Source organism: Lysinibacillus telephonicus, assembly GCF_039654155.1.
In the GTDB taxonomy this organism is placed as follows: Bacteria; Bacillota; Bacilli; order Bacillales_A; family Planococcaceae; genus Ureibacillus; species Ureibacillus telephonicus.
On sequence record NZ_CP155468.1, the window covers coordinates 3,982,452 to 4,004,242 of the forward strand.

Here is a 21,791-nt window from a genome sequence, read left to right on the forward strand (position 1 = left end):
GATAATCAATTGCGCCCCCGACGAAACTGTGTCTTTATTTCGGTCATAAATTACGACAGAAATTATATGACTACGTCGGAGGCGGAAGATAAGATTGTGTTATTAAGTCTTATCTAACTACTTCTTTTTCATGTGGTAAGACTGTATCTGAGAAAATTTCTGTAGGATAATCGCCAGTAAAACAAGCCATGCAAAGACCGCGATTTTCATCATCAAATGGACGGGCCGTTGCTTCTACTAAGCCCTCAACTGAAAGGAAGGTCAATGAATCTGCACCGATTGCTTCACAAATTTCTTCCACATTTTTACTTGAAGCAATTAATTCTTCATGTGTAGATGTATCAATTCCATAGAAGCAAGGATTTTTCATTGGCGGCGATGAAATTACTACATGCACCTCAGTTGCTCCTGCTTCTTTTAACATGTTTACGATACGTTTAGATGTCGTTCCGCGTACGATTGAATCATCTACCATGACAACGCGCTTTCCCTTTACAACTTGAACAACCGGTGAAAGCTTCATCTTAACACCGCGTTCACGAAGCTCTTGTGTAGGTTGAATGAATGTACGGCCTGTGTATCGGTTTTTAATCAGTCCAAGTTCATATGGGATGCCGCTTTCCTCAGCAAAACCAATCGCCGCTGAAATAGATGAGTCTGGAACTCCTGTTACTACATCTGCTTCCAGCCAAGCACACTCTTGTGCAAGTCTTTTCCCCATACGTTTACGAGTCATATGGATATTAATTTGGTCGATATTAGAATCAGGACGCGCAAAATAAACATACTCCATTGCACACATTGCACGTTGTTCCATTTCTACAAATCGATCTTCTTCAATACCTTTATCTGAAATGATTAATAGTTCACCAGGTTCAACTTCACGGACAAATTCTGCACCGATTAAATCAAATGCACAAGTTTCAGAAGCAACAACCCAAGCATCATCTAGCTTGCCGAGAGATAAAGGACGCAACCCGTTGCGGTCACGCGCAACCATGATACAATCCTTTGTAAGTATTAAAAATGAAAAGGCGCCTTTTAGTAATGAAAGAGCTTCTTTCACTTGAGCACGGAAACCAGGCTTTTTACTTTTCTTAATTAAATGTACAACTACCTCTGTATCGGAAGAAGAATGAAAAATGCTCCCCGAACGTTCTAAATGCTGTTTTAAATGATTGGCATTTACTAAATTTCCATTATGAGCAATTGCCATACTGCCAGTCGAAGAACGGAAAAGCAACGGTTGTACGTTTTCAATTCCGCCTCCACCAGCTGTTGTATAGCGAACATGAGCGATTGCTGCTTGACCTTTTGCAGATTTTAAATTTTCTTCACTAAAAACATCATTAACTAGTCCTTCGCCTTTAACCGCGCGCAAAGCTTCACCGTCTGTTACGACGATACCAGCTCCTTCTTGACCACGATGTTGAAGTGCATGAAGACCATAGTAGCTTAATTGTGCTGATTCAGAATGCCCCCATATTCCAAAAACTCCGCATTCTTCATTTAAGCCTCTGATTTCACCAAGCATGGGATTGCTCCTTTCCAAGCAGAACGGAATTCCTCCACTGTACCTTCTACAAGAATGCCAGTATTACCGTTGATTGTGATTTTTCCATCATCTGTTACAATACCGATTTTCTTCGCATCTGATACGATTTCTTCAAATGCAGCAGCATTTTCTTCTTTAACCGTAATGATAAAACGAGATTGAGATTCGCTGAATAACACTGTGACAGCCGAGCCATCAAGAGTTACAAATACACCTAAGCCTTCAGCAGCAAAAGTTTTTTCAGCAAGTGCAACGGCTACCCCGCCTTCTGAAACGTCATGCGCCGATTGAATAAGCCCTTTACGAATTGCAGTTAAGATTGCAGTTTGACGAGACGCCTCAACTTCTAAATCGATGTGAGGAGCTTTACCAAAGATTTTTCCATACACTAATTTTTGAAGTTCAGAGCCACCGAACTCATTTGCTGTATCACCGACTAAATAAACGATGTCTCCAGCTTGTTTTAATTGTTGTGTTGTCACATGTGTTAAGTCTTCTACTAAACCAACCATCCCAATTGTCGGTGTTGGATATACCGCTTCACCCGAACGTTCATTGTAAAGTGATACGTTGCCACCGATAACTGGTGAATTTAATGCAGTACATGCAGCCGCGATACCGTCAGCTGATTTTTCAATTTGCCAGAAAATCTCTGGTTTTTCTGGGTTACCGAAGTTTAAGCAGTCTGTAATAGCAAGAGGCTGTCCGCCAGATGCCACGATGTTGCGAGCTGCTTCTGCTACTGCGATTTTCCCGCCTGTCTCAGGGTCTAAATATATATAACGTGAATTACAGTCAGTTGTCATTGCAAGACCTTTATTTGTACCGCGTACACGTAATACAGCTGCATCAGAACCTGGAGCTACAACAGTATTTGTACGAACTTGGTAATCGTATTGATCATATACCCATTCTTTTGAAGCAACAGTTGGCGCTTGCAGTAATAATTTTAAAGTTTCTTTTAAATCTGCAACTTCCGGTTCACTATTTTCAACCGCTTGGAACTCTGCGAAATAAGCAGGCTCTTTTGATGGTTTATGGTAAACAGGAGCATCTTCTGCTAGTGCATCAGCAGGAACCTCTGCAACTACTTCACCTTTGTGTAGCAAACGAAGCATTTTATCGTCTGTTACGCGACCAATAGCTACTGCATCTAGGCCATATTTATCGAAGATTGCTTTAATTTCATCTTCACGCCCTTTTTTTACAACAAGCAGCATACGTTCTTGTGACTCAGATAACATCATTTCGTAAGCTGTCATACCTGTTTCGCGTTGAGGTACTAAGTCTAAGTTCATTTCTACACCAGAACCCGCTTTTGATGCCATTTCTGCTGAAGATGATGTAAGTCCTGCAGCCCCCATATCTTGAATGCCGACAAGTGCATCAGATTTTACAACTTCTAAACAAGCTTCAAGTAAAAGTTTCTCCATAAATGGATCCCCTACTTGAACTGCTGGACGTTTTTCTTCAGAAGCTTCTGACAGTTCTTCGGAGGCGAATGTTGCTCCGTGAATCCCGTCACGACCTGTTTTAGCACCAACGTACATCACTGTATTGCCGACACCTGCTGCAATACCACGTTGAATATCCTTATGATCGATTAAGCCGACACACATGGCGTTAACAAGTGGGTTTCCTTCATAACAAGGGTCAAATTGAATTTCTCCCCCTACTGTTGGAATACCAATGCAGTTTCCATAGCCGGCGATACCTGCAACAACTTCTTCAAATAAATATTTACCGCGCTCTGTTTGCAGCTCTCCAAAGCGAAGAGAGTTTAACATCGCAATTGGACGAGCACCCATTGAGAAAACGTCGCGAATAATTCCACCTACCCCAGTTGCTGCACCTTGATAAGGCTCAATAGCAGATGGATGGTTATGCGACTCCATTTTGAATACTACTGCTTGTTTATCACCGATATCTACAATCCCAGCCCCTTCACCCGGACCTTGAAGAACCTGAGGACCTTTTGTAGGGAATTTACGTAATACAGGCTTGGAATTTTTATAGGAACAGTGTTCTGACCACATTACAGAGAACAACCCTGTTTCAGTCCAGTTTGGAAGACGACCTAAGATCTTTTCCACCATCGCAAATTCTTCATCTGACATTCCCATTCCAGCATAAAGTTTTTGTTCTTTAATTTGCTGTGCTGTTGGTTCGTTCTTAGCTGACATGTGATTCCCTCCACTGTTTTACAATTGATTTAAATAGTGCAAGTCCATCGCTGCTGCCGAGCAATGCATCCACTGCACGTTCTGGATGCGGCATCATGCCTAGTACATTTCCGCGTTCATTAACAATCCCTGCAATGTCTTCAAGACTGCCATTTGGATTTTCACCTGAATAAGTAAAAACAATTTGATTGTTTTCTTTTAAAGCAGTTAATGTTTCTTCGTCACAGAAATAGTTACCTTCACCATGAGCGATTGGAATATTAATAATTTGCCCCTGTTCATATTGGCTTGTAAAAATAGTATTATTATTTTCTACTTTTAATTGAACTGTACGGCACATGAATTTTAAGTTTTTATTTCTTAATAAGGCACCTGGAAGTAGTCCTGCTTCCGTTAAAATTTGGAATCCATTACATACGCCTAAAACTGGTTTTCCCGCTTCAGCAGCTTTTTTTACTTCAGCCATTACGTTCGATTGGTTAGCCATTGCACCACAACGTAAATAGTCACCATAAGAGAAACCACCAGGAACTAAAATGCCATCGAATTCACTTAAATCAGTTGCATCATGCCAAACGTATTCAACTTCTTCGCCTAGCTCATCCTTAATTGCATGATACATATCGATGTCACAGTTTGACCCAGGGAAAACGAGTACTGCGAATTTCATAATTAGTTAGCCTCCTCGACTTCGTAACGATAGTCTTCAATCACTGTGTTTGTAAGAAGTTTTTCACACATTTCTTTCACTAACGTATCGATATCTCGTTCTGTTTCTCCGATTTGAAGCTCTAAATATTTACCAATACGTACATCACTTACTTCGTTATAGCCAATTTTCGCCAAAGAGTCCTGTACAGCAGAACCTTGAGGATCTAACACACTTTCGCGTAATGTAACGTAAATTTTAACTTTAGTCATTTCTATTTTCCTCCAAGTCTAGCAAGAATGATTTCATAGCTTTGCGTTAAACTTCCTAAATCACGACGAAACACGTCTTTATCTAGCTTTTGTTTTGTTTCTGCATCCCATAGGCGGCAAGTGTCAGGTGAGATTTCATCAGCAAGTAATATATTGCCATTTTTATCTCGTCCAAATTCAAGCTTAAAGTCTACTAATATAACTCCAACTTCTTCAAAGATTGGTTGAAGTACATTATTAACCTTTAAACCAAGTTCATATAAAGATTGAACTTCCTCTTTTGTTGCAATGCCTAAAATGTCGATATGATCGTTATTGATGAATGGATCACCAAGAGCATCATCTTTATAGTAAAATTCTACAATTGTACGTTTTAAAGGAGTCCCCTCTTCAACCCCAAGTCGTTTCGCAAGACTACCAGCAGCAATGTTGCGGACAACCACTTCGATCGGAATAATGTCTACTTTACGAACAAGTTGTTCATGCTCTGAAATTCTTTCTACAAAGTGTGAGTCAATTCCATATTCTCTTAATTTTTCAAAAATTAAAGTTGTAATGCGATTGTTAAGAACGCCTTTTCCTTCAATTTCTGCTTTTTTCTCACCATTAAATGCAGTAGCACTATTTTTATATTCAACGAACAAAATATCTTCTTGTTCTGTTGCATATAAACGTTTTGCTTTTCCTTCATATAAAAGCTGACCTTTATTCATGACGTGAGCCTCCAATTAATTTGCATTCATCTCTCATCACCATTTAGATGAGAGATGAATGTTTATTAGAATTTAAATTAGTTCAATCCAAGACGTTCAAAAATCATATCCACATTTTTAATGTGATAGTTGTAGTCGAAGCAATCATCGATTTCTTCTTTAGTTAATAAAGAAGTGATTTTTTCATTCGCTTCTACTAATGGACGGAATTGAATTTGTTCATCCCAAGCGCGAGCAGTTAATGGCTGCACTGTATCGTAAGCATCTTCACGAGCCAGCCCTTTATCAATTAACGCAAGTAAAATACGTTGTGAGTAAATTAAACCGAAAGTACGGTCCATATTACGTTTCATATTCTCAGGGAATATTGTTAGGTTTTTCACAATATTACCGAAACGGTTTAACATGTAGTTTAGTGCTATTGTTGCATCTGGAATAATGACACGTTCTGCTGATGAATGTGAAATATCACGCTCATGCCATAAAGATACGTTTTCATAAGCCGTTAACATGTATCCACGGATTAATCGTGCCATGCCAGTCATGTTCTCAGAACCGATTGGATTACGTTTGTGCGGCATAGCGGAAGACCCTTTTTGACCTTTACCGAAGGCTTCTTCTACTTCACGAGTTTCTGATTTTTGAAGACCACGTACTTCAGTCGCAAATTTTTCAATTGAAGTTGCGATTAATGCTAATGTTGAGAAATATTGTGCATGACGGTCACGTTGTAAAGTTTGTGTAGAGATTGGAGCTGCTGCTAGTCCTAATTTTTCACAAACATATTGTTCAACGAATGGATCGATATTAGCGTAAGTTCCTACCGCACCTGAAATTTTCCCAGTTTCGATTACTTTTGCTGCCGTATCGAAACGTTCTAAGTTACGCTTCATCTCTTCACGCCATAGTGCCAATTTCAAACCGAAAGTTGTCGGTTCAGCGTGAACACCGTGCGTACGTCCCATCATTACTGTATATTTATGTTCTTTCGCTTTTTCAGTTAAAATATCGATGAAATTCACAATATCTTTGCGTAAAATCGTGTTTGCTTGTTTGATTAAATAAGATAATGCTGTGTCTACCACGTCAGTTGATGTTAAGCCGTAATGAACCCATTTGCGTTCCTCGCCTAAAGTTTCAGATACCGCACGAGTAAATGCTACTACATCGTGGCGAGTTTCCTGTTCGATTTCATAAATGCGGTTAATATCGAATGAAGCGTTTTGGCGAAGTAATGCTACGTCTTCTTTTGGAATTTCACCAAGTTCAGCCCAAGCTTCACAAGCTAAAATTTCAACTTCTAACCAAGCTTTAAATTTGTTTTCTTCTGTCCAAATTGCGCCCATTTCAGGACGTGTGTAACGTTCAATCATGTTTCCTTCTCCTTTTATTCCGACCAAATGCCGGAATTTTTTATTTGTTCTAATGTTTCCTCGATATTTTCCGTCATTACTGTTACGTGACCCATTTTACGATTCACTTTTGCTTCAGCTTTGCCATAAAGATGAACTGACCAATCAGGATATTTTGTGATGGAGTTTGTTAATGGCACGACATGCTGCCCTAACAAATTCACCATAATCGATGGCGCCCATAGTTTTGGTTTGCGAAGCGGCCAACCACAAACAGCACGTATATGCTGGGCAAATTGTGATACATTACAAGCTTCAATAGAGTAATGGCCAGAATTATGTGGTCTTGGTGCTAGTTCATTAATAATAATCTGTCCATCTTTTAACACAAACATTTCAACTGCTAACGTACCAACAAGCTGTAAATAATCTGCAATTTTTTTAGCAGCTTCTATCGCTTTGTTATATGTTTCAACAGATATACGGGCTGGTACAATCGTTTCGTGTAAAATGTGATGAACATGAATATTTTCTCCAACCGGAAGACAATAGCTTTGACCATTTCCATTACGCTGAACAATGACGGAAATTTCCTTTTCAAATGGGACAAACCCTTCAGCAACACATTGAAAATGCTCCAAAAGCTTTTGTGCAAGAGGCAAGTCTTCTTTTGAATTTAATTGTTGTTGACCCTTACCATCATATCCACCACGTGCTGTTTTCACAATACATGGATACCCAATTTTCTCAATCTGATTCACTAATTCTTCATAATTATTAGCCACTATATATGGAGCAACTGGACAGCCGCTGCTCTCAATCGCGGATTTTTCTGTCACACGGTTTTGTGTTATGCGTACTAGCTCCGCACCTTGTGGAACGTAAGCTTTCTCTGTTAATCTCTTTAAACCTTCATAATCTATATTTTCAAACTCATAAGTAATGACATCGCTGACTTCTGCTAATTCTTCTAATGCAGCGTCATCATTATAAGGAGCTACAATTCTTATGTCTGCTACTTGGCCGCATGGAGAGTCCATAGACGGTTCAAGTACTGCAATTTTATAACCAGCTTCTTTAGCAGCAAGGGCCATCATACGACCTAATTGCCCCCCGCCAATAATGCCAATCGTTTGGCCAGGATAAATCACTTTTGTCACAGTAGGTCACCTGTACTTTCTAACACTTGTTGCTTTATCATTTCTCGACGTTCTTCAAGCTTATTAGCTAGTTCACTATCACTAATTGATAGAATTTGAGCCGCTAGTAAACCTGCATTTGTTGCACCAGCCTTGCCGATTGCCACTGTTGCTACAGGTACACCACCAGGCATTTGTACGATTGATAATAATGAATCCAATCCATTTAATGCTTTTGACTGAACCGGCACACCAATTACAGGTAATGTTGTTTTAGCTGCAACCATTCCTGGAAGATGAGCTGCTCCACCTGCACCTGCAATAATAACTTCTATTCCTCTTGAACGTGCTGATTCCGCATATTCAAACATAAGATCTGGCGTACGATGTGCAGAAACGACTTGTCTTTCATACGGCACTTGCAGTTCATCTAAAATATCACATGCAAATTTCATCGTTTCCCAGTCACTTGAACTTCCCATGATCACACCAATTTTTGGATTCATTTATTTCTCTCCTTCAAACATTTACGTTTTGATGTAAATTTATTGAACCTTATATTTCCTAATCTATTCACATAAAAAAGTCCTCAAATAATCCACTTTCTCTATTGCGAAGAAAGCAGAATACTTGAGGACATTTTTATGTAAGAAAATGTTGTGAATCGCATAAGTACGTACTCACACACCTTTCACATGCCAAAAGTTGCTTTCCCGCATAGTCCAACATTTACGGTGTCGGGTAGAGACACTAGAGCCATATTCTCTAGCATATATGTGGGAGGTCTTAATATTTTATAATGAATAGTCATTTAAACTTAAGATGTTAAATGTTTTCCTGTTCACATTTTAACAAGGCAGGAGAAGAAAATCAATGGTAAAATGCGAACGATAAATTTTCAGAAAACATAAATGTTCGGTTTTTGAGTCGAATCACCTTTAATCTTCTATTAGAATCCCTTTAAACATGATTTTTTGACGCAAGTATGTCGGTTCTCCATCAACTAGATGAAAAATCGGCTCTTCTTTACGTCCGCACGGCTGATAACCAGCTTTTTTCATTCGTTCTAAACACTCTTCAATAGTTTCATTTTCTTCCACTTCAAACCAAATTTGTTTTTTACCCATAGAAAATTCCTTTCATCATTTGTAGCTACTATAATACGAATTGGCAAGAATGAAAAGTGAGGAATACTTGCAACTGAGAATTATAAGTAAAAAGTTCATTAATTATTTGAAAAAGAGAAATATTCCTCATCATTTTTTAATGTTGCTTATGTATTATCTTCTTATAAAGAATGAAAATAAAAAATGCGAGTTGATTTGAAATGGAGCATCGAATTTTAATTATTGAAGATGAAGAAAATATTGCCCGCGTCTTACAGTTAGAATTAGAGTTTGAAGGTTACGCTGCAGATGTGGCACATACTGGAACAGCAGGTTTAATTAAGTATCGTGAAGGGGATTTTGACTTAGTTCTTCTCGATTTAATGTTGCCAGAAATGAACGGTCTTGATGTACTGAAACGTATACGCGCTACAGAACAAGCAACACCAGTTATTTTATTGACCGCAAAAAGCGAAGTTGAGGATAAAGTGAAGGGGCTCGATTTAGGGGCAAATGATTATGTTACAAAACCTTTTGAAATTGATGAATTACTCGCGAGAATACGCTCTGCCATTCGTTTTGCAAAGACTCGTGAAACCGCCAAAATCAACCAACAAAAAGACGAATATCTAATTTCCTATGGGAATCTCTCTATCCATGAGCATACACGCGAAGTTCTTTACTTTGAAAAGCCAGTCGAACTAACTCCACGGGAATATGATTTATTGTTATTTTTATTAAAACATCCAAAGCAAGTATTAACGAGAGATCAAATTTTAGAGGCTGTCTGGGGCTTTGATTATTATGGAGATACAAATGTCGTCGATGTTTATATAAGATACGTTCGTCAAAAGCTTGAGGCATCTAACACTACGCCAATTATTCAAACAGTTCGTGGTGTTGGTTATGTCTTAAAGGTGTCTACTCATGAAACTTAGAACGAAGATTCATCTTTTTACAACGTTGCTAATGTTAATTTTATTAATTTTGATGAATATCGGCGTTTATTTGTTATATGAACAACTCTCTATTAATACTGAATATAAGCAGCTGAAATCACGCGGTGAAGAGCTTTTAACGGCGTTAAACCAAGTTACAGAAGAAACAAATCCGAATATGATTTTACGTGCATATATGCCCACCGCTGGAGCCGTACGTGTTAAAAATGAAGCCGGGGAAGAAATTACTTCGGTTGAAGCCTCTCTATCAATGGCAAACATTCAGTTAGAGATGAAACAAGGTGAGTCTTATATAAAAAGTGAAATAAATGGTTCCCCTATTATTATGACTGAGATGCCAGCAATTTGGATAGATGGAAATGTTGTTAAACTGCAACTTATTCAACGACTTGACGAGCTGGCAGCGAACCAATCATTGTTGAAACTAATCTTAGTAGCGGTTACTGTCTTAGCAGCAATCCCTCTTTTACTATCAAATATGGCACTAAGTAGAATCATTTTAAAACCTTTGGAACGGTTAAGTGAAGCTATGAAAAAAAGCGGTTCTACCGGTACTTATGAAAAGATTGATCATGTAGATGTTGGAAAGGATGAGCTTGCTGAAATCGGTCGTACATTTAATGGAATGATGGAAGTTCTGGAAACGAACTACAAAAAACAAGAACAGTTCGTTTCAAATGCATCACATGAGTTAAAGACCCCGCTTACTGTTATAGAAAGTTATTCGAAACTATTATTGCGGCGTGGGTTTACAAATGAAAAAGTTGCAAAAGAAGCGCTGGAAGCAATTGTAAATGAGTCATCCCGAATGAATGAGTTAATTGTACAAATGCTGGAATTAGCAAAAAACAAAGAAAATATGTCTCTTTCAATTGATAAGATTAATCTTTCACAACTGCTTGAAAATACCCTTTTACAAATGCACCAAGCATATAGCAGAGAATTTGAATTACATGGAGATTCAAATCTTTTTGCTTATACAGACTCACAAAAAATAAAACAGCTGTTTTTCATTTTATTAGATAATGCACGTAAATACAGCGATGACAAAGTTATTGTAACAGCAACTAAAAATGAACACTTTATATCAGTTGCTATCGAAGATTTTGGAGTAGGAATTCCTAAAGAGCAGCTTCCACATTTATTTGATCGATTTTACCGCGTCAATCAGGACCGCAACAGAAAAACTGGCGGTACAGGTTTAGGTCTTGCGATCGCAAGAGAATTAGCTGAACGCCTCGATATCGAAATAAAAGTCGAGAGTAAAGTAGGTTATGGCACTTGTTTTACATTGCTTATACCAATTAACGATGACTTCAGCGAGGTGGATAGCAAATGACGACCTATACAAAATGGATGATTTCTTTAGTTAGTTTAATGCTAGCAATAACAGCACTTGTCATTTGGCTTATTCAAGACCGCTTTTTTAAATCAGATGAAATTTCCATCCAGGAAGCTTCTCAAAAGGTTGAGTCTTTATATGGAGGAACGATTGAATCCTTTGAACAAAAAAATGCTATTTTTTATATGGCCATTAAACGGAACAATCAGCTATATAACCTTCAAATGGATGCTGAGACAGGCGTTGTTTTAAAAGTAAATAAAACAGGTGAAGAAATTGACACTGAGCAAACTGCAAGTCTAAAGACAATTGATGAGATTCGAGCTTTAATAAAGTCCTTAAATAAAGGCACAATTCAATCTATTACTTTACAAAACCAAGATGACAAACAACAATATATCGTTGAAATTTCAGACAACCAAGCACTTAAAACAATAGTCGTACATGCTCAAACCGGTGAAATTCTCTCAGAGAAGATCCAAGAACAAAATGCAACGGAATCAAATAACCCAGTCATTATTACAAGCGAAAAAGCAAAGCAAATTGCCCTTTCACAACTAAGGGGATCTATTGAATATGTCGTTTACAAAGAATCAAGCGATGGAGGATATTACTTAGTTGAAGTTGACGGTGAAGATAATGAAGCAGTTTTCCAAATACATGCTGTTTCAGGTAAAGTTTTATCCGTAACACCAAACTATGATTCGGATGATGATGACTCCGACGAAAGCGATGATGATGCTGAAGAAAACGAGGACAACGATGAAAACGATGATGATGATTAAAGATTATTAATGGATTTCTCATCAATTTCTAATCATCCTCTTCGATTCTTATAATTTTTCACACTTACTATAGAGGTATCAAATAACTAAGGAGTGAAAATATGAGAAAAGTTATTTTAGTACCTGCTTTATTAGGTGTAATGGGAATTGGTGGTATTATTGCGGTTGCAGGGGGAAATATTGTTGGTTCAGCAGACAGCCCTAAAAAATTGTCAGCAAGTGAGATTGAAAAAAAAGCGCTGGCAGAGGTAAATGGAACAATTACTGATTTTGAATTTGAAAGAGAAGGAACAAGAAGTTATTACGAAGTTGAAATAATTACTTCAGATGCTGAATATGATTTGAAGTTTGATGCTTTTACAGGCGAATTATTAAAGAAACGAAAAGAGCGACTTGAGAAGGACGATATTATTAAAGCTTCATATAAACAAGTTTTAATTAACAACACTACTGATGCTAGCTTAAATGATAATCGCGATGATTCAACTTCTGCAAAGAATAGCACAGTTAGCCAAACTTCGAAAGCTACAGCTGGCAATGAAAATACAAGCCAAAAATCAAGTGCAACAACTTCAACAACTCAAAAATCTGTAGTTCAACCAAGATTTGATGATGATTATTATTATGATGATGACCGTTACGATGACTTAGACGATTTATACGACGATCGTTATGATGATGACCGTTATGATGATGATGACGATGATGATTTTGACGACCGCTATGACGACGATGACGATGATGACGATGATGATCGTTATGATGACTAATTTAATATAAATACAAAGTTAAAAATGGGTGACTTATAAATAGTGAGTCACCCATTTTTATATTGACGAACATTAGGATTGCTTTTAAATATCACTTATATTTCTATCAACTCTTTTAATTTCACCTTGTTAGGATCAACTACTTTCATGTTCTCTTCGTCCATTATTTGTTTAATCACAAATAAAATGTCTTGTTGTACGGAATATTTTTCACGAATGTCATTCGTTGGTATGTAAAAGCTAATCAGCATTCGATAATAATCTGTATGATACTCATCTATATACACAAGTATTAAATCTTCTTTTGATATTTGAGGATGCAAAATTATTTGTTTATTAATTTCGTTGCAAACGTTTCGAATTGATTGCTCAGTATTATCCGTAGATAAAAAAACAAATGTTTCAATTTTTCGCTTTTCACGCTTTGAGAAATTATAAATAGGTCTGTTCATTAAATAAGCATTTGGAACATAAACAATCCCTTTATCAGACGTAGAAATCAAAGTAGAGCGAAGATTAATATCCTGGATAACTCCCTCAATTTTATGATCCTCCGTTGAAATAAAGTCCCCTACTTCGAAAGGCTTGTCGAATGTCATCGACAGTCCTCCAAAAATATGCGAAGACGTATCACGAACACCAAACGCCAATGCAACACTTGTAAGCCCGATTCCTGTAAGAAATCCGTTTAAGTTAAAGTTCCACAATGAAGCAATTAACACTATAGCAACAACTGCTAAAGATGCATTAATTATTCTTAATTTAAGTGGTGTTAATTTAGTAGATTTACTTTCATTTAGGTGAAACGATTCAGGATGATTCGCATAGTAAGTTAATACATCGTACATTCCCTTAAAGAAATAGAAAACCATTAATGAATTAAAAAAGTTGCTCATTGGTGATTTAGAAAAAAGAGATACTTCAATTAAAAATCCAGCCGCAAAGAATAAAATGATTGTAAAAAATGCATGTCGGATTTCCCTACTAAAATGTTCGATTATTCGTGCAGTCATCAATTTAGCTTTTCTTTCAAAAAAGCGGGAAATTTTTTTGATGATGTATTTTAATAAATAGTGTTGAAGAACCCATCCTAATACAATGATGGTTAGAAAAATAATAATGTCTGACAAAGTAGGTTTAACCATATCCGGATAAAGCCAACGGAAAGATTCAATCATGTTTCTATTACTCCTATTAACATCTTTTAAGTTATATTATGAAGGATTTCCTCCAAATATAAAAACTTTTCCATCATATCAATTTCAAAGATTTTTACCAAAAGTCAAAATATCTACAAATAATTTTATCTACTTTAGTTGATTGAAAACATTTCGATTCAGTACCCCTGTGTATTGCATAATAAAAGTGCAGACTAGTGCAACGAATTTGTACAGAGTCTAGCACTTTTTTAGTGCAAAAAAATAGACTTGCCAGCCACCCCAAGTCACTCTACTGTTAAAGTGTCGAATTTTACCAGTGGAGGTTTGAAAGGATGCTAGCAATGTCTGAAATTAATTGTATCAAAACTTTAAGAAATGAAAAAGGATTGTCTATTTCTAAAATTGCAGAAACTATGAATGTAAATTGGCGTACCGCCAAAAAGTATGGTGATGGCAATCAGTTACCTCAAGAAAAAAAGCATATTAAAAAAGGGATGATGTACGAAGAAAAATGGGGAGAAATCGTTATAGACTGGCTTGAAGAAGATCTCAAACTAAAGAAAAAACTACGTCGAACAAATAAAAAAATAGTTGCGGATTTAAAAAGGATGGGGTTTAAAGGATCGTATCGAACGGTCTGTAACTTTATTCAAGAATGGCGTGCGACAGAAGATGATGAAGTAAGTAAAGGGCATGAGCGATTACAACATCCAGAAGGTGAAGCGCAACTAGATTTTGGCGTAATGGAGGCTGTTCAAGACGGAGAGATTGTCGATGTTCATGTTTTAGTTATGACGTTCCCAGCTAGTAATACTGGTTTTGCGATACCGATGCCTGGAGAAAATTTGGAGTGTTTCCTAGGTGGGTTACAAGAGCTGTTTAAGCAAGCTGGTGGAGTGCCAATTAGTATTCGAATTGACAATTTAACACCTGCGGTCAAAAAAGTACGCAAAGGTGATACAGAAGCTGAATTAACAGAAGCATTTCGCCATTTCCAAAACTATTATGGCTTTAAAGTGCAAGTGTGCAATCCATCCAGAGGTAATGAAAAAGGAAATGTGGAAAATAAAGTAGGCTATGTACGATATAACTTCTTTAGCTTACCACCAGTCATAAAAGACTTTGAAGATTTAACGGAACAATTAAAGCAACAACTGAAGGAAGATCGTGACCGACCACATTATGAAAAAGAAGAACTCATTGAGGATTTATGGCAGCAAGAGCAAAAGCAATTAATAAAATTACCAGAAGATCCGTATCCAGTATTTAAGCAGTTTCCGATTAAGTTTAATAAGTATAATGAGTTTAAGTTAGACAAGCATTTTATTCATGTGCCTAGAGCGCGTAACTATGTGCAGTTATATTGCATTACGTATTGGGATTCATTCAAAGTGATTACAAATGAGGGAGAAATTTTATTATCAGATGCAAGACCTTATATGAAGAAACGACGTTTCATTCCATGGAAAGATATTTTAAAAGATTGGTTAAAAAAGCCTCGTGTTATTGGGCATTCACGTTATACCCCTTATTTACCGACTCGTATAAAGGAGTATTTAACAGTTCCATCCTTGGCATTAAGGAAACAGCGTCTAAATGAATTACTCACTCTTTTAGTGACTCATGATATGAAAGAAATTGACCAGAATTTTTATGAACTTATTGGAAAAAATAGCGATGATCAAGAACATCCTTACGGTGTAAAATGGACTGATTATGATGCGCTATCTCCTAAAGGAATGGAGGCTTCAAGTCATGAATAATGCCATTTTACAATTGTGTAAGCAATTGCGGTTAGCTCATATCGCTGAAGCAATACATGATGTTCCATTTACAACACCTGAAGAATATATTTACCAACTTTTATTAAAAGAACAAGATGGTCGGGAACAAGCAAGGATCGCAAGAAACTTAAAGAATGCCCGATTTATCGATACGAAAACATTAGAGGGCTACGAATGGCACAAAGATATTTGTTTACCTAGTCATCTATCGAAAGAAGAACTAGTGCAGCTCGATTTTATTCGAAGAAAAGAGAATGTAATTCTAGTAGGGGCGCCTGGAACTGGTAAAACACATTTAGCTTCAGCACTGGGTAGAAAAGCTTGTGAGCAAGGTTTTGAAGTACGTTTTTATCGAGTTTCGCATTTAGTAGAAGAATTGGAACAGGCTTTACATGTGGGGAAATTAAAGCAATTTCGAAATAAATTAGAGAAAATTGATTTAATGATATTGGATGAAATGGGTTATCTTCCATTTGGTAAAGAAGGAGCGGAGTTACTTTTTCAAATCATTTCTGAATTTTACGAACAGAAGAGTTTGATTATCACGTCAAATTTAGAATTTAGTCAGTGGAATCGTATTTTTTCAGATTCACGTTTAACGGCAGCTCTGGTGGATCGTTTGATTCACCATGCCCATATTATTTCTTATACGGGACAGAGCTTCCGTTTAGCCAATGCGTTGTCGAGAAAACAGTAAAAATATTGGGTGGCAACACTCTGTATTTTTCATTGCAATTCTCTGCATTTTTATCTTGCAAAATACAACCCCTTTCTAATCACAAAAGTAAAATTAAGATTTTCATAAGATTTATAATACCTTTTTATTAAGAATCTTTTGCTATATTAGTATAGATTTAAATTTAGAGAGGGTTATAAAATGCAAAAAGTACTGAGATTTTGCTATTGGTTTATATTGCTTTTTTATGTCTTTTTATTAGTTGATACAGTATTTATTTCAAGGGAATCCTTAAGAAGTGTTAATTTAATTCCTTTTAATTCGATTAAAGAATTTATAATGGTAGACAATGGGTTTGGACAAGTTCGAATTGTTGATATGAATATTTGGGGAAACATTTTAATGTTTGTACCAGCAGGGATATATATAATTCTTCATAAAAAACATAGGTCTATCATGAAAAATTTATTTATAATTTTGTTAAGTAGTTTAGCTATAGAAGCAACCCAATTTATTTTCGCTCTAGGTGCATTAGATATTGATGATATCATTTTAAATGTAATGGGGGGATTTATAGGATTGGCATTCTATAAAATGTTTGAAAAACTCTTTAAAGATGAAAATAGAATTAGAACAGCCATTTCTATCCTTTCCTTAATTGTTGGCTTACCAATTCTAGTATTGACACTGTTATTATTCATTGCTAATTAAAATTGTTCGCTAAATTTCTTCCTTCCTTAAAGTGATTTGCTCAATCTATACTGACATTAATTCCTTTTAACTAGTAGATAAAAACACCACTGGATTTTCAGTGGTGTTTAAATGCTTAGCAGTTAGTACATAAAAAAACTGCTGAATACTGGTGCAAAAAGGTAGAAAAATAAGTTGATTTTTTTAAAATTCATCAATTGATTTCTCCAAGCTTTTCATCCTCTCTTTATTCTGTTTAATTATTAATTTTAGAATAACTTTTCTCAAGTACAGGATAAAGAGTGGTATACAACACCACTCAAAACTTCTTCATAGTTGACTTCAATCAGTCTACTACCTATTTTGATTATGTATATCTAATAACTATAAAGCCAGTTATACCAATAACGATTTAGTAGAATGTTATTATTTACTCAAATTTTGTTTTAAGAAAGTGTTAGGGAGGCAAGAGCCAATAATAAAAAGAGCAGCACTTTACCGCTCCTTACCGATTTATCTTCTTAATTTAAAACGTTTCTTCAGCATACTCTTAATTAAAAAGGAGGTAGTAACATTAAAAAGAATATTTATTTCATTTTATTTCTTTCTTTTATTGTAATTGGCATTCTGATTTTTAATTCATACGATCAAAAAAATCAGAATCTCCCCTATTACACTACTGACAAGGGCTTAAAAGAAATACAAGAGATAAACAACACAATCGACAAAGTTGAATTAACAAAAAAAATAGTAAATGAGTTAACAAAAAACGGCTTCTCTCCAGATAAAAGAATACAATATACGATTTATTCAGCAGATGAAAAAACACTGACACTTTCATTACCAAGGTCAGATATTGACGATGAAAAAATACTTAAAATAACTAACATCGTTAATACAATTTCACAACAAAATGGTCTTAATACATTTTCAATTGAAATTATGGAAATAGGAAAAAGCATCTAATCTTGTATTTTATATTAACAGTATCACTAGACTTCAAACCAACAGCTCTTACATAAAAAACGGCTTTTCCATGGGAATCAACATATAGTCTTGCATCCTTCGGAAACAAACTTCTTCATCTACTGTTGTCCCCCCAGTTGGTTATCATCATACATTAATGGCAACATAGCACCTGACGTAATATTTAGCGGTTTCATTAGCGAAGCGACGTCCTATTCTCACAGGGGGTGCCCCCAACTACCATCGGCGCTATCTCGAAGCGCGATAACACTTCGGATTCCTGCGTCAACTTCGTCAGTGCGGTGCTCACGTACTATGTACGCTGCGCTCCGCTCTTCCTCGTTTCCTTGGACTCCTCGGTTCTCGCGCTTCTCGAATCAATACTTATTTCTTTATTCCTTGTCATTCTCTTTTCAATTTTAATACGCGCCGAACTCGCCTTCGGCTTTTGGTAGTTGGGGGCTTTTTTTCTACATAAAAAAAACCGCTGAATCTCAGCGGTTTCATTAGCGAAGCGACGTCCTACTCTCACAGGGGGAAGCCCCCAACTACCATCGGCGCTAAAGAGCTTAACTTCCGTGTTCGGTATGGGAACGGGTGTGACCTCTTTGCCATCATCACTTCACTTTTTGGCTTCCAAGAATTATTTTCTTGAAATCCTCTTTATTAAATTGAGAGTTCGTTCTCTCAAAACTGGATAAAGACATTGAATGCGTTCAAAATTTTGGTTAAGTCCTCGATCGATTAGTATTCGTCAGCTCCATGTGTCGCCACACTTCCACCTCGAACCTATCTACCTCATCGTCTTTGAGGGATCTTACTTACTTGCGTAATGGGAAATCTCATCTTGAGGGGGGCTTCATGCTTAGATGCTTTCAGCACTTATCCCGTCCACACATAGCTACCCAGCGATGCCTTTGGCAAGACAACTGGTACACCAGCGGTGTGTCCATCCCGGTCCTCTCGTACTAAGGACAGCTCCTCTCAAATTTCCTACGCCCACGACGGATAGGGACCGAACTGTCTCACGACGTTCTGAACCCAGCTCGCGTACCGCTTTAATGGGCGAACAGCCCAACCCTTGGGACCGACTACAGCCCCAGGATGCGATGAGCCGACATCGAGGTGCCAAACCTCCCCGTCGATGTGGACTCTTGGGGGAGATAAGCCTGTTATCCCCGGGGTAGCTTTTATCCGTTGAGCGATGGCCCTTCCATGCGGAACCACCGGATCACTAAGCCCGTCTTTCGACCCTGCTCGACTTGTAGGTCTCGCAGTCAAGCTCCCTTGTGCCTTTACACTCTACGAATGATTTCCAACCATTCTGAGGGAACCTTTGGGCGCCTCCGTTACCTTTTAGGAGGCGACCGCCCCAGTCAAACTGTCCACCTGACACTGTCTCCTACCCCGCTAAGGGGTATGGGTTAGAATTTCAACACAACCAGGGTAGTATCCCACCGACGCCTCCCTCGAAGCTGGCGCTCCGAGTTCTCTGGCTCCTACCTATCCTGTACAAGTTGTGCCAAAATTCAATATCAAGCTACAGTAAAGCTCCACGGGGTCTTTCCGTCCTGTCGCGGGTAACCTGCATCTTCACAGGTACTATAATTTCACCGAGTCTCTCGTTGAGACAGTGCCCAGATCGTTACGCCTTTCGTGCGGGTCGGAACTTACCCGACAAGGAATTTCGCTACCTTAGGACCGTTATAGTTACGGCCGCCGTTTACTGGGGCTTCAATTCAGAGCTTCGTGATGCCACTAACCCCTCCTCTTAACCTTCCAGCACCGGGCAGGCGTCAGCCCCTATACGTCACCTTACGGTTTTGCAGAGACCTGTGTTTTTGCTAAACAGTCGCCTGGGCCTATTCACTGCGGCTCTCTCACGAGAGCACCCCTTCTCCCGAAGTTACGGGGTCATTTTGCCGAGTTCCTTAACGAGAGTTCTCTCGCACACCTTAGGATTCTCTCCTCGACTACCTGTGTCGGTTTGCGGTACGGGCACCTCCCGCCTCGCTAGAGGCTTTTCTTGGCAGCGTGAAATCAGGTACTTCGCTCATACGAACTCCCCATCACAGCTCAACGTTACAGGAAGCGGATTTGCCTACTTCCACGCCTTACTGCTTGGGCGCGCATAACCAACAGCGCGCTTACCCTATCCTACTGCGTCCCCCCATTACTCAAACGGCGGGGAGGTGGTACAGGAATATCAACCTGTTGTCCATCGTCTACGCCTGTCGGCCTCGACTTAGGTCCCGACTAACCCTGAGCGGACGAGCCTTCCTCAGGAAACCTTAGTCATACGGTGGATGGGATTCTCACCCATCTTTCGCTACTCATACCGGCATTCTCACTTCTAAGCGCTCCACCAGTCCTTCCGGTCTGACTTCAACGCACTTAGAACGCTCTCCTACCACGTGCATCAAGATGCACATCCACAGCTTCGGTGAATCGTTTAGCCCCGATACATTTTCGGCGCAGCGTCACTCGACCAGTGAGCTATTACGCACTCTTTAAATGATGGCTGCTTCTAAGCCAACATCCTGGTTGTCTAAGCAACGCCACATCCTTTTCCACTTAACGATTACTTTGGGACCTTAGCTGGTGGTCTGGGCTGTTTCCCTTTTGACTACGGATCTTATCACTCGCAGTCTGACTCCCGTGTATAAATATCTGGCATTCGGAGTTTGTCTGAATTCGGTAAAGCGAGATGCCCCCCTAGTCCAAACAGTGCTCTACCTCCAGTATTCTTAATCACGAGGCTAGCCCTAAAGCTATTTCGGAGAGAACCAGCTATCTCCAAGTTCGATTGGAATTTCTCCGCTACCCACACCTCATCCCCGCACTTTTCAACGTGCGTGGGTTCGGGCCTCCAGTGAGTGTTACCTCACCTTCACCCTGGACATGGGTAGATCACCTGGTTTCGGGTCTACGACCACGTACTCATTCGCCCTATTCAGACTCGCTTTCGCTGCGGCTCCGTCTTCTACAACTTAACCTTGCACGTAATCGTAACTCGCCGGTTCATTCTACAAAAGGCACGCTATCACCCATTAACGGGCTCTAACTACTTGTAGGCACACGGTTTCAGGTTCTATTTCACTCCCCTCCCGGGGTGCTTTTCACCTTTCCCTCACGGTACTGGTTCACTATCGGTCACTAGGGAGTATTTAGCCTTGGGAGATGGTCCTCCCGGATTCCGACGGAATTTCACGTGTTCCGCCGTACTCAGGATACACTCAAGAGGGAATGAACTTTCGACTACAGGGCTTTTACCTGCTCTGGCGGACCTTTCCAGATCGCTTCGCCTAATTCATTCTTTTGTAACTCCGTATAGAGTGTCCTACAACCCCAAGAGGCAAGCCTCTTGGTTTGGGCTCTTCCCGTTTCGCTCGCCGCTACTTAGGGAATCGAATAATTTCTTTCTCTTCCTCCAGGTACTTAGATGTTTCAGTTCCCTGGGTATGCCTTCATGACGCTATGAATTCACGTCAAGATACTGCTCCATTACGAACAGTGGGTTCCCCCATTCGGAAATCTCCGGATCAAAGCTTACTTACAGCTCCCCGAAGCATATCGGTGTTAGTGCCGTCCTTCATCGGCTCCTAGTGCCAAGGCATTCACCGTGCGCCCTTCATAACTTAACCTAATTGCGGCTTCCGATACACATCATATACTTTCGTCAATTTCACT

17 protein-coding genes, 2 rRNA genes and 1 riboswitch are annotated in these 21,791 nt (G+C 38.6%); of the genes, 7 read left to right on the plus strand and 12 right to left on the minus strand.

The genetic code is table 11. The features are described 5' to 3' along the window. Nucleotides 1-109: 109 nt before the first annotated feature. From purF to MKY04_RS19315, 9 genes are all read right to left on the minus strand, one after another. Entirely contained in the window at nt 110-1,534 is a 1,425-nt protein-coding gene (purF, locus tag MKY04_RS19275; protein ID WP_126293884.1) for an amidophosphoribosyltransferase, read from the minus strand. Then, complete coding sequence (purL, locus tag MKY04_RS19280) at nt 1,510-3,738, minus strand: phosphoribosylformylglycinamidine synthase subunit PurL (RefSeq protein ID WP_346234983.1); 2,229 nt, start codon at nt 3,736-3,738, stop codon at nt 1,510-1,512. The genes purF and purL overlap by 25 nt, the downstream gene beginning before the upstream one ends. Further along, the gene (gene purQ / locus MKY04_RS19285; RefSeq protein ID WP_126293882.1) at nt 3,728-4,408 is read right to left on the minus strand and encodes a phosphoribosylformylglycinamidine synthase subunit PurQ; all 681 of its coding nucleotides are present in this window, start codon (nt 4,406-4,408) and stop codon (nt 3,728-3,730) included. Before purQ ends, purL begins: the two co-directional genes overlap by 11 nt. 2 nt (nt 4,409-4,410) lie before the next feature. Next, nucleotides 4,411-4,659 carry a phosphoribosylformylglycinamidine synthase subunit PurS gene (gene purS / locus MKY04_RS19290; RefSeq protein ID WP_346234984.1) on the minus strand — a complete coding sequence of 83 codons (249 nt, stop codon included), beginning with the start codon at nt 4,657-4,659 and terminating at the stop codon, nt 4,411-4,413. A 2-nt stretch (nt 4,660-4,661) separates the two neighbouring features. Further along, entirely contained in the window at nt 4,662-5,372 is a 711-nt protein-coding gene (purC, locus tag MKY04_RS19295) for a phosphoribosylaminoimidazolesuccinocarboxamide synthase (protein ID WP_126293880.1), read from the minus strand. A 77-nt stretch (nt 5,373-5,449) separates the two neighbouring features. Beyond that, a complete protein-coding gene (gene purB, locus MKY04_RS19300) occupies nt 5,450-6,745 on the minus strand; it encodes an adenylosuccinate lyase (protein ID WP_126293879.1) in 1,296 nt (431 codons plus the stop codon). Nucleotides 6,746-6,759: 14 nt separating this feature from the next. Then, complete coding sequence (purK, locus tag MKY04_RS19305; RefSeq protein WP_126293878.1) at nt 6,760-7,884, minus strand: 5-(carboxyamino)imidazole ribonucleotide synthase; 1,125 nt, start codon at nt 7,882-7,884, stop codon at nt 6,760-6,762. Further along, nucleotides 7,881-8,369, minus strand: coding sequence for a 5-(carboxyamino)imidazole ribonucleotide mutase (gene purE / locus MKY04_RS19310; protein ID WP_126293877.1), 489 nt, complete (start codon nt 8,367-8,369; stop codon nt 7,881-7,883). The genes purK and purE overlap by 4 nt, the downstream gene beginning before the upstream one ends. Nucleotides 8,370-8,561: 192 nt before the next feature. Then, a riboswitch (purine riboswitch) is annotated at nt 8,562-8,661 on the minus strand. Between the two features lie 140 nt (nt 8,662-8,801). Further along, a complete protein-coding gene (locus tag MKY04_RS19315; protein ID WP_126293876.1) occupies nt 8,802-8,990 on the minus strand; it encodes an NETI motif-containing protein in 189 nt (62 codons plus the stop codon). A 200-nt stretch (nt 8,991-9,190) separates the two neighbouring features. Here MKY04_RS19315 and MKY04_RS19320 point away from each other — a divergent pair, with 200 nt between their 5' ends. The 4 genes from MKY04_RS19320 to MKY04_RS19335 all read left to right on the plus strand — a co-directional run bounded on the left by MKY04_RS19320 (nt 9,191) and on the right by MKY04_RS19335 (nt 12,825). Continuing rightward, complete coding sequence (locus MKY04_RS19320; protein WP_126293875.1) at nt 9,191-9,907, plus strand: response regulator transcription factor; 717 nt, start codon at nt 9,191-9,193, stop codon at nt 9,905-9,907. Next, entirely contained in the window at nt 9,897-11,267 is a 1,371-nt protein-coding gene (locus MKY04_RS19325; RefSeq protein WP_126293874.1) for a sensor histidine kinase, read from the plus strand. Before MKY04_RS19320 ends, MKY04_RS19325 begins: the two co-directional genes overlap by 11 nt. After that, nucleotides 11,264-12,055, plus strand: coding sequence for a PepSY domain-containing protein (locus tag MKY04_RS19330; protein ID WP_126293873.1), 792 nt, complete (start codon nt 11,264-11,266; stop codon nt 12,053-12,055). The genes MKY04_RS19325 and MKY04_RS19330 overlap by 4 nt, the downstream gene beginning before the upstream one ends. A 101-nt stretch (nt 12,056-12,156) precedes the next feature. Beyond that, the gene (locus tag MKY04_RS19335) at nt 12,157-12,825 is read left to right on the plus strand and encodes a PepSY domain-containing protein (RefSeq protein WP_126293872.1); all 669 of its coding nucleotides are present in this window, start codon (nt 12,157-12,159) and stop codon (nt 12,823-12,825) included. A gap of 95 nt (nt 12,826-12,920) precedes the next feature. Here MKY04_RS19335 and MKY04_RS19340 read toward each other — a convergent pair whose 3' ends face one another. Further along, nucleotides 12,921-14,003, minus strand: a complete 1,083-nt coding sequence (locus tag MKY04_RS19340; RefSeq protein ID WP_246020255.1) for a mechanosensitive ion channel family protein — start codon at nt 14,001-14,003, stop codon at nt 12,921-12,923. 314 nt (nt 14,004-14,317) lie between these two features. Here MKY04_RS19340 and istA point away from each other — a divergent pair, with 314 nt between their 5' ends. From istA to MKY04_RS19355, 3 genes are all read left to right on the plus strand, one after another. After that, nucleotides 14,318-15,748: an IS21 family transposase gene (gene istA, locus MKY04_RS19345; RefSeq protein WP_346234451.1), complete on the plus strand. Its 1,431-nt coding sequence runs from the start codon at nt 14,318-14,320 to the stop codon at nt 15,746-15,748. Beyond that, nucleotides 15,741-16,466 carry an IS21-like element helper ATPase IstB gene (istB, locus tag MKY04_RS19350; protein ID WP_036180664.1) on the plus strand — a complete coding sequence of 242 codons (726 nt, stop codon included), beginning with the start codon at nt 15,741-15,743 and terminating at the stop codon, nt 16,464-16,466. The genes istA and istB overlap by 8 nt, the downstream gene beginning before the upstream one ends. A 180-nt stretch (nt 16,467-16,646) precedes the next feature. After that, a complete protein-coding gene (locus MKY04_RS19355; RefSeq protein ID WP_346234985.1) occupies nt 16,647-17,156 on the plus strand; it encodes a VanZ family protein in 510 nt (169 codons plus the stop codon). Between the two features lie 1,454 nt (nt 17,157-18,610). Here MKY04_RS19355 and rrf read toward each other — a convergent pair. Next, a 5S ribosomal RNA gene (gene rrf, locus MKY04_RS19360) occupies nt 18,611-18,726 on the minus strand. Between the two features lie 99 nt (nt 18,727-18,825). After that, nucleotides 18,826-21,745 (minus strand): 23S ribosomal RNA (locus tag MKY04_RS19365). Between the last annotated feature and the right edge of the window lie 46 nt (nt 21,746-21,791).

Bases quoted from the DNA above. Each gene is read 5' to 3' on its own strand.
- MKY04_RS19315 (WP_126293876.1), bottom strand. From the start codon at position 8,990: ATGGGTAAAAAACAAATTTGGTTTGAAGTGGAAGAAAATGAAACTATT.
- MKY04_RS19320 (WP_126293875.1), top strand. From the start codon at position 9,191: ATGGAGCATCGAATTTTAATTATTGAAGATGAAGAAAATATTGCCCGC.
- MKY04_RS19340 (WP_246020255.1), bottom strand. From the start codon at position 14,003: ATGATTGAATCTTTCCGTTGGCTTTATCCGGATATGGTTAAACCTACT.
- purF (WP_126293884.1), bottom strand. From the start codon at position 1,534: ATGCTTGGTGAAATCAGAGGCTTAAATGAAGAATGCGGAGTTTTTGGA.
- MKY04_RS19355 (WP_346234985.1), top strand. From the start codon at position 16,647: ATGCAAAAAGTACTGAGATTTTGCTATTGGTTTATATTGCTTTTTTAT.
- istA (WP_346234451.1), top strand. From the start codon at position 14,318: ATGCTAGCAATGTCTGAAATTAATTGTATCAAAACTTTAAGAAATGAA.
- MKY04_RS19335 (WP_126293872.1), top strand. From the start codon at position 12,157: ATGAGAAAAGTTATTTTAGTACCTGCTTTATTAGGTGTAATGGGAATT.
- MKY04_RS19325 (WP_126293874.1), top strand. From the start codon at position 9,897: ATGAAACTTAGAACGAAGATTCATCTTTTTACAACGTTGCTAATGTTA.
- purS (WP_346234984.1), bottom strand. From the start codon at position 4,659: ATGACTAAAGTTAAAATTTACGTTACATTACGCGAAAGTGTGTTAGAT.
- purL (WP_346234983.1), bottom strand. From the start codon at position 3,738: ATGTCAGCTAAGAACGAACCAACAGCACAGCAAATTAAAGAACAAAAA.
- purE (WP_126293877.1), bottom strand. From the start codon at position 8,369: ATGAATCCAAAAATTGGTGTGATCATGGGAAGTTCAAGTGACTGGGAA.
- purC (WP_126293880.1), bottom strand. From the start codon at position 5,372: ATGAATAAAGGTCAGCTTTTATATGAAGGAAAAGCAAAACGTTTATAT.
- istB (WP_036180664.1), top strand. From the start codon at position 15,741: ATGAATAATGCCATTTTACAATTGTGTAAGCAATTGCGGTTAGCTCAT.
- purQ (WP_126293882.1), bottom strand. From the start codon at position 4,408: ATGAAATTCGCAGTACTCGTTTTCCCTGGGTCAAACTGTGACATCGAT.
- purB (WP_126293879.1), bottom strand. From the start codon at position 6,745: ATGATTGAACGTTACACACGTCCTGAAATGGGCGCAATTTGGACAGAA.
- MKY04_RS19330 (WP_126293873.1), top strand. From the start codon at position 11,264: ATGACGACCTATACAAAATGGATGATTTCTTTAGTTAGTTTAATGCTA.